The organism is Flavobacterium ustbae, assembly GCF_003946915.1.
GTDB lineage: Bacteria > Bacteroidota > Bacteroidia > Flavobacteriales > Flavobacteriaceae > Flavobacterium > Flavobacterium ustbae.
On sequence record NZ_RPOC01000001.1, the window covers coordinates 868,123 to 880,154 of the forward strand.

Annotated in this window: 9 protein-coding genes; 3 read left to right on the forward strand and 6 right to left on the reverse strand. The window is 33.5% G+C overall.

Annotated elements, in window-relative coordinates:
* Positions 1 to 195: 195 nt before the first annotated feature.
* A complete protein-coding gene (locus EG814_RS03720; protein ID WP_125719002.1) occupies positions 196 to 1,788 on the forward strand; it encodes a L,D-transpeptidase family protein in 1,593 nt (530 codons plus the stop codon).
* 64 nt (positions 1,789 to 1,852) lie between these two features.
* On the opposite strand, the gene EG814_RS03725 is transcribed toward EG814_RS03720, so the two are convergent.
* The 3 genes from EG814_RS03725 to EG814_RS03735 form a co-directional block, all read right to left on the reverse strand.
* Entirely contained in the window at positions 1,853 to 4,279 is a 2,427-nt protein-coding gene (locus tag EG814_RS03725) for an ABC transporter permease (RefSeq protein WP_125719004.1), read from the reverse strand.
* Between the two features lie 133 nt (positions 4,280 to 4,412).
* Positions 4,413 to 5,120 (reverse strand): ABC transporter ATP-binding protein, encoded by a 708-nt coding sequence (locus EG814_RS03730; protein ID WP_125719006.1) that lies wholly within the window; start codon positions 5,118 to 5,120, stop codon positions 4,413 to 4,415.
* Between the two features lie 148 nt (positions 5,121 to 5,268).
* Positions 5,269 to 6,507, reverse strand: coding sequence for an efflux RND transporter periplasmic adaptor subunit (locus tag EG814_RS03735; RefSeq protein WP_125719008.1), 1,239 nt, complete (start codon positions 6,505 to 6,507; stop codon positions 5,269 to 5,271).
* Between the two features lie 160 nt (positions 6,508 to 6,667).
* On the opposite strand from EG814_RS03735, the gene EG814_RS03740 reads away from it, so the two are divergent.
* Positions 6,668 to 8,026 (forward strand): sigma-54-dependent transcriptional regulator, encoded by a 1,359-nt coding sequence (locus EG814_RS03740; protein WP_125719010.1) that lies wholly within the window; start codon positions 6,668 to 6,670, stop codon positions 8,024 to 8,026.
* 131 nt (positions 8,027 to 8,157) lie between these two features.
* Positions 8,158 to 9,483, forward strand: a complete 1,326-nt coding sequence (locus EG814_RS03745; RefSeq protein ID WP_125719012.1) for a sensor histidine kinase — start codon at positions 8,158 to 8,160, stop codon at positions 9,481 to 9,483.
* A 298-nt stretch (positions 9,484 to 9,781) separates the two neighbouring features.
* On the opposite strand, the gene EG814_RS03750 is transcribed toward EG814_RS03745, so the two are convergent.
* The 3 genes from EG814_RS03750 to trmB form a co-directional block, all read right to left on the reverse strand.
* On the reverse strand, positions 9,782 to 10,108 hold the full coding sequence (locus EG814_RS03750; protein WP_125719014.1) for an MGMT family protein: 327 nt from the start codon (positions 10,106 to 10,108) through the stop codon (positions 9,782 to 9,784).
* A 134-nt stretch (positions 10,109 to 10,242) separates the two neighbouring features.
* Positions 10,243 to 10,881, reverse strand: coding sequence for a LysE family transporter (locus tag EG814_RS03755; protein ID WP_125719016.1), 639 nt, complete (start codon positions 10,879 to 10,881; stop codon positions 10,243 to 10,245).
* Positions 10,882 to 10,922: 41 nt separating this feature from the next.
* Entirely contained in the window at positions 10,923 to 11,600 is a 678-nt protein-coding gene (gene trmB / locus EG814_RS03760; RefSeq protein ID WP_125719017.1) for a tRNA (guanosine(46)-N7)-methyltransferase TrmB, read from the reverse strand.
* Between the last annotated feature and the right edge of the window lie 432 nt (positions 11,601 to 12,032).

Below are 12,032 nucleotides of genomic sequence, written 5' to 3' on the forward strand. Positions count from 1 at the left end.
TTTCCGATTTAAAAGATTTTTATATAAATTTTCTTTCAATTAAATAAAAATTCTCACAAAACTTCTTTATATTTGATAGCCCAAATCGATGATTCCTAAGACAAGAAAAAAATATGTGAAAACTAGTTTTTTGAAGTATTTATTGGGTTTTCGGTATTTTTTTTAAAGTTATTCTACAATTTAAACTTTAAAAATATGCGAAATTTTACTTTTTCATTGATTATTACAGCGGTCAGTTTTTTTGCATTTTCATTTACTTCGAATACTAAAAACAAGGCTGATTTAACAAATCGTAAAACGGTTTCAATTATTGCTATTGATGCTGCTTCGATTAATGCATTTTTTAAAAAATATCCTAAGCTTAAAAAATATCAGAAAGATGTTGAGGATATTTACAAGGCCAAACAATACCAATCTATTTGGTATGACGAAAAAAGTATAACCGAATTTGGAGCGCTTTTATATCAGAAAGTAAACGTGCTCAAAGATCAGGGAATCGAGGCCAAAATGCCTTACAAGGATATAATTGATCAAGCTTTTAATGAAAGCGATAACATTGAGCCTCCGCAGATAGATACAGAATTACTGCTAACAAGCATGTACGTGTTTTATGCCAGCAATGTATATTCTGGTGTAGATCCTACAACGCTTAAAAAAATAGGCTGGTTTCTTCCGGCAAAATCTATTTCTTATTCCCGAATTTTAGATTCTCTTATTGTTGATTCCAATAGGCTAAATGAAGACGATTATCTATTATTTGCCCAATATTATAAACTTCAGGATGCTTTAAAGAAATATAGACAAATAGAAAAAGATGGTCTTTGGCAAAAAATCACTATCGATAGTGCTACTTACAGGGATATGAGGCCAGATACTACTGCGCCAGCGATAAAAGAAATAAGACAAAGGCTCTATGTGCTTGGCGATCTCAAGCAAGATTCTAAAAGTAATTTTTATGATCGAGAATTGATGGATGGTGTTATGAACTACAAAAAAAGACACGGTTTGACACTGAACTATATTATTAATAGAGATCATATTAAGCAGTTTAACGAACCAATTGAGAAAAGAATTAAGACCATTATGCTGAATATGGAACGATGCCGTTGGATTCCGACAAAACTCGCCCGGGCAAATGAATATGTAATGGTTAATATTCCTTCTTTCAGAGTGATTTATGTTAAAGATGGAAAATATGATTTGGTGTCGGATATTTTTGTTGGTAATAGGCTTAGTGAAACTGTTATATTCAGCGGTAATATGGATCGAATTGTTTTTAGCCCTTATTGGTATGTGCCGAATAGCATTATTCAAAACGAATTGAAACTTCAAATTGCCAGCAATAAAAATTATCTCGCCGAACATAATATGGAATGGAATGGAGGGAAAGTAAGGCAAAAACCAGGACCTAAAAACTCTTTAGGATTAGTAAAGTTTATGTTCCCGAATCCGAATGATATTTATATGCACGATACGCCTGCAAAAAGTTTGTTCCAGTTTGAAAATCGTACATTCAGTCATGGTTGTATAAATGTGAAAGAGGCAAGAGAACTGGCATTACATATTTTAAAAGATGATCCTGATTGGCCAGTAGATAAAATTGATAAAGCAATGAGCGGAGAAAAAGAAACTACCTGCATGCTTAAACGTAAAATTCCGGTTTACATAGGATATTTTACCGCTTGGGTTCAGGACAATGGCGAAATAAACTTTTTCCCAGATGTCTATAACCGCGATGAGAGTTTAGATAAACTGCTTTATTCCGATGCTGTAACGATGAAGGATTAAAATAAAAGCCCGACGGATTTTACTGAAATCTGTCGGGCTTCTTTAAAAAAAATGGTCTACAAGCTTATTCGTATTTTAGATATTTTAATACATCTATTTTGGTAACCTGAAATGCTTTTGTTAGAACTATCACTAAAGTTAAGATCAAAAGAGAAATCAGGGCAATTACAAACGGAACAGTCGATATTCCAATTCTAAAAGCGAAATCTTCCAGCCATTTCTGTAATAATAGATAAGCAGGAACAATTCCGATTCCAAAACCTATAAAACAGAAAACAATATATTGTTTCGACAATTCTTTTAAGAGTATATCTGTTTCGGCTCCTAAAGTTTTTCGAATGGCGATTTCTTTCAGTCTTCTTTCCATCGAAAATGATGCCAAAGCAAACAATCCGAAAATTGCAATTACAATTACAACCAAATTTAAGATGAAAAATAGGTTTTTCTGCTTTACTTGCTCTTCATAAGTTTTTGCAAATCCTTTGTTAACAAATTCATAATCAAAAGGGTAATCGGGATTTACGTTTTTCTCCCAGTATAATTTCAATTTTTCTAACGTTTCTGTTAAATTATTTGGAGAAACCTTTACAAATATATAATTGAAGTTGTTCCATTTTAAAGTTTTAAGATTAATAAATACCATTGGAGGCACTTTATTCTGCAACCCTGTAATATTAAAATCTTTTACAACCCCGACAATTTTAAACTTCAAATTCCCTTTTTCATCTCCCCATCCGGAAGTTATAACAGTATTGATTGGATTTTTAAGATTAAGCGCCTTCACCAGTGTTTCATTCATCAACATACTGTTGATCGTGTCTGAAGCGAATTTAGGTGATAAATCACGTCCTTGAACAATTTTGATTTTCATCATCTCTAGAAAACCAAAATCCATTTCGACATTTCTCGGCTGTACGAAAATGCTATTGTGAGTGAAACCAGAACTGGAGTTTGTACTCCCGCCAAAAGAACCTGCAAACGTAGAAACATCAACAACTCCAGAAATTTTGGCAATTTCTTGTTTGTCCACCAAATATTGTGCAGTTCTTTTAAATCGATCTGGTTTGTTATACGGAATTGAAATGACTTGATCGCCACTGAAACCTAAATCTTTATTCATCATAAAATTGACCTGAGAATTAACAATCAGAGCGCCGATGATAAAAAATGCAGCAATTCCGAACTGAAAAATAAGCATCGAGTTTCGAATCCATATTCCGCTTTTGCTTCTTGAAAAATTGCCTTTAAGGACTTTTAAAGTTTCAAAATTAGCGATATAAATGGCTGGGAAAATACCTGCAAGAACAATTACTAATCCAAAAATGAAAATGAGCTGCAGGTAAAATTCGTTGCCATTTATAGTCAATTTTTTATTCAGGAAGTTGTTGTAATAAGGTAATGAAAGTTCTACAATTGCTAAAGCAAATAAAATGGCCAGCGTTACAATGATGGCAGTTTCAAAAATAAACTGTCTAATAATCTGATTTTTTGAAGCTCCGACAATCTTTCGCACACCTACTTCTTTCGCACGTTTTATGGCAGATGCTGTTGCCAGATTAATGTAGTTTACCAGTGATAAAACCAAAATTAACAGAGATAAACCAGCCATGATATAAAGTAATTTTAAATTACCCATGCCTTCAGGAAAATTAGAGCCAGAAGCTTTTGTGCCATGTAGACGAGCAGTATTTAACTGATCCAAAATAATTTTAATTTCTCCGTTTTCTTTTACATATTGTTCCACTGTTTGTCCGCTTTCTTTAGCATCTTTTACAGTTCGGTTTACAAAGTTTACGTTATGCATTTTCTTTAAAACCAAAGCAGGATCAACATTTTTTTTGATTTTAATCAATAAACCATAATTAAAATTTCCCCATCTATTTTCGTCGCCATCTCTTTTTACACCGCTGAAAACATAATTTGGTTCTATAGAAGAAGGTCTGGTAACACGATAAACCGACTTTACAGTATAATTGGAGCTTCCATATGTAATCGATTTTCCAATAGGATCTTTGTCATTAAAAAGTAATTTGGCTTGTTCTTCAGAAATAGCAGCGCTGTTTTTTTCTTTTAAAATATTGGTTTTTGCACCTTTCAAAATCTCAAAAGGAAAAAAATCAAAGAAATTCTCATCACTTACCATTATTTTTTTGGGAATCAATTTTTTGTCTTGATATTTAACAACTTCTTCATCATACCAGGTATTAAAAAAGCAGATTTTTTCAATCTCAGGAATAGATGCTTTACAAGTTTCTCCAAAAGGAATAGAGCTGGTTGCCCAAGTATCTCCTGTAGATCCAATTTTATTCAAAACCATGTAAGTATTCTCTTTTCCAGGGTTCCATTGATCGTAAGAATGCTCATTATTCCAGTAAAGAATGGCAAAAATAACTGCAGCAATTCCGATGCTTAATCCTAGAACATTTAAAAACGAAAACAATTTGCTTTGTTTTAAATGATATATAAATATTTTAAACCAGTTAAAAATCATTTTGATGTATATTTTTTATAGTTGATATGGCAGTTTTTCAAAACCCTTAAGGTTTTAGATCATTGTAAAAATCTTGCATACTAATTCTACCAGAACTACGAGTGCAGTAACAATAATTTTAATCATCACTTTATTATTTAGCGTCCATAAAAACATCAACATTTCGTTGATTTAACTTCTCAGAAAATATAACTCCATCTTTCATGTGAATGGTTCTTTGCGAAAAAGAAGCATCATAATCAGAGTGGGTAACCATCAAAATAGTAGCACCTTTAGCATGTAAATCGGTTAAAAGTTCCATTACTTCGTTACCGTTTTTACTATCAAGGTTTCCTGTTGGCTCATCGGCCAAAATAATTTTCGGATCATTTACCAAAGCTCTTGCAACGGCAACTCTCTGCTGCTGACCTCCAGAAAGCTGCTGCGGAAAATGTCTCAATCGATGAGAGATATTTAGTTTCTCCGCAATGGCTTCAATCTTTTGTTTTCTTTCAGAAGCTTTTACATTGTTATAAAGCAAAGGGAGTTCGATATTGTCATAAACAGAAAGCTCGTCGATTAGATTGAAATTCTGAAAAATGAAACCAATATTTTCTTTTCTCACTTTTGCTCTTCCTTTTTCTTTTAAACCGATCATTTCCTGATCTAGCAATTTATAGCTTCCGCCATCTGCACTGTCCAAAAGACCAATGATATTCAGTAAAGTCGATTTTCCACAGCCAGAAGGCCCCATAATGGTTAAAAAATCTCCTTTTTTTATTTCTAAATTGATTCCGCTCAAAGCAGCAGTTTCTATTTCTTCGGTTCTAAAAACTTTGGTTAAATTCTGAATTGTGATCATAATTTTTTAAGGTTTTGAAATGTTATTAAATTCGTTTTTTGATTGATGATTGATGATTGATGTTTTTATATTTTTTTGTTTCAAGTTTCAGGTTTGCAGTTCGTTAACTTGATCCCGAGACTTCGGGAGAAACCTGAAACAAAACAAACTATTCCAATGCAAGCTCTTCAATGTCTTTATAATCGGTATAAGAAGAAGTAACTACAGATTCGCCTTCTTTTAAGCCTTCTAGCACTTCATAATACGAAGGATTTTCGCGTCCTAGTTTGATATTTCTTTTTTGGGCTTTGTTTCCATTCACTACAAAAATCCATTTTCCTGCAGCTTCGTGGTTAAATGCGCCTCTCGGAATTACCAGTGTTTTGTTCTTTTCAGATAAAATCAATTTTACACCAAAACTAAGTCCGTCCTGAAGAACAATATTTTCTTTAGAAATAAACGCTAGTTCTACGGTAAAACGCCCGCCTTTAACCTCTGGAATTACTTTAGTCACAATAACTTCAAGAGTTGCACCTTTAAATTCTACCTGTCCTTTTAATCCCTCTCTGATTTTTTCCAGATAAAATTCATCCACTTCTGCCGCGAGTTTGTAGCCTTTCTTAGAATCAATTTTTCCAATGCTTTGGCCTGCCTGAAAAGTTTGTCCCAAAACAGCTTCAAAAGAAGTTAATCGTCCTGTTTCTGGCGCTGTAATTAAAAAGTTCTTTTTGTTATTTCTAAGAATATCCAAACTTTTTTCCATCGTCTGAATCGAACGGTTTATCTGCGAAATCTGTACCTGATTGCTTTGTTTTTCTTTTTGAATGCTCTGCTGAATCGTTTTTTTACGCTCTTCCTGAAAGCGAAGACTTTCCTTAAAAGTATTCCAGTCATTTTTAGAAATTACATCCTTTTCATAAAGTTTCGCATTCATGTCGTATAGCCTTTTGGCATCGTTATAATCATGTTCGATTAAAACAAAATCTTTAGTCAAGTTTAATTCCTGATTTCTAATGTTTAATTTTCCTGTATTCAAATTGTTGATTTGCTCGATAATAGCCGTTTCCTGAGTCAAGTAATTCAATTCTGTATTCGGATTGTACAAACGTGCCAACGATTGTCCTTTGGTAACCATAGCGCCGTTTTCTACAAAAATCTCTTTTACAGAACCGCCTTCAGTTACGTTTACCAGCATCATGTTCAATGGTTCTACTTTTGCCTGAAAAACGACAAAATCTTCGAAAAACGCTTTTTCTGCTTTTTGAATTACCAATTCGTCGGCTTTTACGTTTAAGGTTCTTTTGGTGTTAAAAGCAAAAATCGTGATGGTTAGCAAAACTAAAAAAACAGCAATTGCTATTGCGAGATATCTAAATTTTTTATTTTTACGAGGAATTATCGTGTCCATTTCTTTAATTATTTTACTGATAGTCAATAGGTAAATACTATGCCATAAAATTTATTATTTGTAAAGTATTGATTTTAAAGAGGGTTTAAAAACCAAGTCAAAAAAGGAGTGTCCGATAATGAACAGTTGACCGTTCGGAAGCGGACAGAAAAAACACCACATGAGAAAAAAACTAGCCCAAATATTAGTTGTTGATGATCAGGAAGAAATTCTTTTTTCTGCAAAAATGATTCTCAAGAAACATTTTGAAACGATTTTCACCACTAATAGTCCAAAAAAAATCATTTCAATCTTAAGCGAAAATGACATCAATGTAGTTTTGCTGGATATGAATTACCGAATTGGTTTTGAAGATGGGCGAGAAGGAATTCATTGGCTAAAAGAAATCAAAACTTTATCTCCGCAGACGATCGTAATTTTAATGACCGCTTTTGGTAAAATCGAAACCGCTGTAGAAGGCATTAAAATAGGCGCTTTTGATTATGTTCTAAAACCGTGGAATAACGAAAAACTGCTGGAAACCATTGACAAAGCTGTTAACGAAAGCAGAAAAAACAGTAAAAAAACTCCTGAAAAAGCAGAAAAAAACGAAAAGAAATATTTCGTCGGAACTTCGGCCAAAATTAAGCAAGCTTATTCTATGGCCGAAAAAGTAGCCCGAACAGATGCCAATGTTTTGATTTTGGGTGAAAATGGAACAGGAAAATATGTCTTTGCCGAATATATTCATCAGCATTCTGAAAGAAAAAATCAGCCTTTTGTGCATGTAGATTTAGGTTCGTTGAGCGATAATTTGTTCGAAAGTGAGCTTTTTGGATATGCCAAAGGAGCTTTTACAGATGCCAAAGTCGATACCGCAGGAAGATTTGAAACAGCACAGAACGGCACTATTTTTTTGGACGAAATAGGGAATATTCCGCTTCATCTTCAAGCCAAATTACTCCATGTCTTGCAGACTAAAACCGTAACACGTTTAGGAGAAAGTAAACCAAGACCGCTGAATGTTCGTGTTGTCGCAGCAACAAACAGCGACATTAAAACAGAAGTAAAAAATAAAACGTTTCGTGAGGATTTACTTTACAGAATCAATACAATGGAAATCAATCTTCCGTCTTTACGTGAAAGAAAAGATGATATTGTACCGATGGCTAATTTTATTTTGGAACAGATTGCCGAAAAATACAATCATGGTCACGAAGCTTCGGGATGGCGTTTTGAAGACAATGCTGGGGTTTATTTGGAACGATATCCGTGGAAAGGAAATGTCCGTGAAATGGAAAATAAAATAGAACGCGCACTTATTCTGGCAGAAAATAATACCATTTCTGTAATGGATTTGGATATTTTAGATTTTGAAGAAATTCAGGAAAATGACGAAAACCAGTTGTCTGAAATGGAAAAAGTAGCCATTGAAAAAGCGCTTTTTAAACACAATGGAAATATCAGCAAAACCGCTGAAGAACTTGGTTTGTCACGCGCTGCCTTGTACCGAAGAATTGAAAAATACGATTTAAAATAAAGTTTAGCCACAGATTTAAAAAATTAAAAGGATTTTTATTCTTTGTCTAAAATAAGTTTCCCGCAGATTTAGGAAATTTAATTGATAAAATCATTTTAATCCTTAGAATCTGTGGCAAGAAAAAAAATAACATGAAGAATTGGAAATTTTATAATGCATTGTTTATAAGAGTTGTGTTTGTAATGGCGCTTTTTCTCTGTAGTGCTTTATTGTTTTATAAAGGATTTCAATTCAATGCCATTTTAGTTGGTGCTTTCGTTTTGATTTTCCTGTTCGAAATGTATTTTTTTGTCAAGAATCAATTGCTGTTTTATGACAAAACAATAAATTCTATTTTGCATGACGATTTTTCGACTCACTTTCCCGAAGAGTATAAAAAAGACAATTTTAGCAGTTTGTATCTTTTATACGATACTTTAAAAGTTCAGAAACAGGAACAAACCTCCAAAGAATTGATTTATCGTTCGATTTTAAATAGTATCGATACAGCGACTTTGATTTTAGAAAAAGAAGAAGACAGCTGGTCAATTTTTATTATGAATGATTGTTTTTCGAATCTGTTTAAAGTACCGAAAGTAAGTCATTGGAAATACCTTAAAAATTATCTTCCGGGACTTTGCAATGAAATTGAAAACGTAGATTTTAGTGAATTGAAAACAGCCATTTCGATTAAAATAGAAGATCAGGATTTGCAGACTTTTATGCTCCAGACTTCTCGTACGCAAACCTACAATAAAGAGTACTTTATTATTTTATTGGATAGTATTCAGCGTGTTATAGAGAAAAAAGAAAAAGAAGCTTGGATTAATTTAATGAAAATTATTTCGCATGAATTAATGAATTCGCTCACGCCGATTCGTGCGCTTTCGCAGAATTTACTTCATATTGTAGATCAAGAAGAATTGGAAGAAGATGATTTTGAAGACATCAAAAGCAGTATTTCGACGATCATAAATAGAAGCGATCATTTACAGTTTTTTGTAGAGAATTATCGCAAATTGGCAATGCTTCCGACTCCAAACAAGCAAATGACACCTATAAATGCTTTGTTTGAAGATTGCTTGCGTATTATGAGTCCGATTCTAAAAGAAGAAGGAATCGAATTAATCAATGAAGTTCATAGTTCACGTTCGATTCTGATTGATAAAAACCAGATGGAACAAGTAATTATCAATTTGATTACCAACAGTATTCATGCTTTAAAAGAAAAAGAAGAAAAGAAATTATTAATCTCTAGTTATACTGAAAACAATCGTTTTTTTATTGTGATTTCTGATAATGGAAAAGGAGTAGATGCTGAGATTAGAGACAAAGTTTTCCTTCCATTTTTCACCACAAGAAAAGACGGCGCCGGAATTGGATTAACGCTTTCTAAAAATATTATCGAAGCGCACGGCGGCTATTTAAGCTATCAAACCGATGAAGATCAAACTAGTTTTGTGATATGCCTTATCTAAAAGTAAGTTTTGCCACAAAGACGCTAAGGCTTAAAGATTTTATTGTAAAGTTTGTAATGTAGAAATTGTAATGTAGAGACGCACTGCAGTGCGTCTACGCAAAGAGAGTACTGAATGATTTAAATCTCGCAAAGTCGCTAAGACGCAAAGTTTTTTCTCCCGCAGATTTTGCAGATTCGGCAGATTTTTAATTATTTATTCTATCTTAAATCTCCTAAATCTGCGGGAGAAAAATAAAATAATTAAGCTCAAGCTCAAGCTAAAATGAACTTATATCACTTATATGGTTCAAAAAAAATCACCCCTCAATTTCAGGTTTCCAAAAGTGTTTTTCAAAATCGACAATCTGATTGTTTACGACTTTAATGCCTTCATTTTCTAAAAGTTGCTGCATTAAATTAGTTCCGTCAAAATGGTGTTTTCCGGTCAGAAGGCCTTTTTGGTTTACCACTCTGTGCGCCGGAACATCATCCATATTATGGCACGCATTCATTGCCCAGCCTACCATTCTTGCAGAGCGAGCCGTTCCTAAAGCTTTCGCAATAGCGCCATAAGAAGTTACTTTTCCAAACGGAATTTGTCTAGCGATTACATAAACTCTTTCGAAAAAATTCTCTTCAGCCATAATTATTTTGCCACAGATTAAAGGATTAAAAGGATTCTAAAATTACTATTTATCTGCTAAATCTGGGAAATCTGCGTGAAAATTTAATTACAAAAAAAGAATCATTTTTAATCCTTTAATCTGTGGCATAAATTTTATGCGAAGTAATAATTCAAGATATTAAAAAGCGTCACAAGAGCCACTACTCCGGTAATGGTTCCGATAATTGCATTCATATTGCGCATGAAATAATCGGTTTTCTTTTCTATTCTTCCAAAGAAAGCAATATAACTGTATAAAACGATAAAAGCTCCAAGAACAGAGCCTGATACAAAAGTCAAAATAATCGTGTTTTCGAAAACAAAAAGATGGTACGAAGCCAACGTTACGCTTACAACAACGTAATACGGAATAGGAAAGAAATTCAATCCAGAAAGTAGCATTCCCAGAAAGAAACGGCTTTTTTTACTGCTCTTTTTGATTTTCGTTTTTTTCTTTGCTATTGGTTCTTTAGCAAAAAAGAAAAAGTAGATGGTTAATATCGAAAAAATGATAAAACCAGCTTCACGCAAAAGTATTACAACGTCTGGACGATTGTCTATAACGCGTGCAAATAGTACGGCAACATACGCCTGAAAAAAAAGAACTAAAACAGCACCGATTACAAACCAAATGGCATTCTTTCTTCCTTCTTTCATCTTTATTTTGGCAGCAGTCATGTTGAGTAATCCCGGCGGAATTGTCCCAATTACAGCGGCAATAAAACCTGAAAGTAGTGGAGTTAGATAGGTCATTTAGTAATTAAATCGGTTAGATAAAGGTTTCGAAATTAAAATTAGTCTTTAATTTTGAAACGAATATACGTAATTGCCTTATTAATTTCTAAATATTGTTTTTCGTAAAAAGTCTGGATAGAAGTTACAACCTCAGGGCTTCCTTCGTTTTTGTAAACATTATGGTTAGCATAAAGAACTTCGTGGCCTTCTCCATGAAGTAATCCAAGTGTATAGCCGTGCATGAATTCGCTATCGGTTTTAAGATTTACCACTCCGTCTTTTTTCAGGATTTTTTTGTACAATTGCAGGAACTCAGAATTGGTCATTCTGTGTTTGGTTCTCTTGTATTTGATTTGCGGATCTGGAAAAGTAATCCAGATTTCATCTACTTCGCCTTCAGCAAAAATATGATTGATCAATTCGATTTGTGTACGTACGAATGCCACATTATGAAGTCCGTCTTCTACAGCAGTTTTGGCACCTCTCCAGAAACGCGCTCCTTTAATATCAATTCCGATAAAATTTTTGTCTGGGTATTTCTCTGCTAATCCAACAGAATATTCTCCCTTTCCGCACCCCAATTCTAAAACTAATGGATTGTCATTTTTAAAGAAATCAGAATTCCATTTTCCTTTTAAAGGCATTAAATCGCCTACAACTTCTTCTCTGGTTGGCTGAAAAACGTTTTGAAATGTTTCGTTTTCTCTGAATCTTTTTAGTTTATTTTTACTTCCCACTTTTACAAAAATTTTCCGCAAAATTAAGGAATATAAACGAATGAAAATAGCGGAATTAGGTTTAAAAGTTCTTTCGCCACGAATTCACGAATTATTCTTGATTTTTGTTTTGCCACAGATTACACAGATTACAAGGATTTTAACTGTGTGTAGATTTTTCTGCCACGACCCGAGCGATAGCGAATAGGCGAAGCAATTCACGAATTACTCTGATTTCTTTTTCGCCCCAGATTACACAGATTACACGGATTTTAACTGTGTGTAGATTTTTCTGCCACGACCCGAGCGATAGCGAATAGGCGAAGCAATTCACGAATTATTCTTAGTTTATTTTTTGCCACAGATTACACAAATTAAATGGATTTTATTTTTAATCTGTGAGAATCTGTGCAATCCGTGGCTTAAAATTTTTCCGCCACGAATTCACGAATT